Below are 933 nucleotides of genomic sequence, written 5' to 3' on the forward strand. Positions count from 1 at the left end.
CGTTTTCTGATGCGCGGATCAATCCGGTTAGGATAGTTCGTTGAAAAAATAACATATGTCCCGGCAAGATTTCGCGGTGTATCAGCCCCATCAAGAAAACTTAACGTTCCGGCATCAGCCCGATAAAGTTCATCAACCTCTTCAGCTATTATGATAACGGGTATTTTCTTTTGAGCTGCGGCATAGCAAACATCTTTAAAGTAATCATCAGCATAAACAAATACATATTTATCCTGATATTTTGCCCCCAAAGCTTTTGCGATAGTCGTTTTCCCTGTGCCCGGAGGACCAGTAAAAAGCACTTTTCGCATTCCTGACTGACCATAACGGGTGTAGAAATCAATATCCGAAAAGAACTGATTAAAGTCATTCTCCAGCTCATTAAACTTTGGATGAACAGAAAAACGTAAAGCGTTTTCTATTTCTTCCTTCCTTGCCTTACCGTGATAATAAACGCCGTCGTAACACCCGATTTTCCAGATACCTTTACGGGGTAAAGAGCGGTTTAATTTAGCGCGTCCAGCTTCGCAAAGATTATGAAGCATCGACATACTTTTGGTTGTGCCAACTGCGTACTCCATTCTGACTTTAGAGTTAAGAATGAAGCGAATAATATGAACCACTTCATTTTGACCAAGATGAATCCGGTATGCTCCCGAACCATCTTTAAACATAAGCTTTTTAATCCTCCCGGCTTTAGCCATAACAGGGCTACTTCCCGTATGAACGACGGTTGAAGCAACGGGTTCGATATCAAGATTCGAATAAATTTTACGATTCTTTCTGTTTATAAAAATCTCTGCCACTTTAGGATAGTAATCACAATCCTTTACGACAGTACCAAAATTATCTTCACCGTAATATTCTTTATGGAGCCGTAAAGCCTGCTCTACCAGAGTTAATTTACCCATATGCGCACCATGTATATTAAAA

1 protein-coding gene is annotated in these 933 nt (G+C 40.1%); it reads right to left on the reverse strand.

The window, feature by feature from the left end:
- On the reverse strand, window positions 1-911 hold a 911-nt coding region (locus tag HGG74_RS20880; RefSeq protein WP_168489464.1), incomplete at its 3' end, for an ATP-binding protein.
- Between the last annotated feature and the right edge of the window lie 22 nt (window positions 912-933).

The organism is Arthrobacter mobilis, from assembly GCF_012395835.1.
Taxonomy (GTDB): Bacteria; Actinomycetota; Actinomycetes; order Actinomycetales; family Micrococcaceae; genus Crystallibacter; species Crystallibacter mobilis.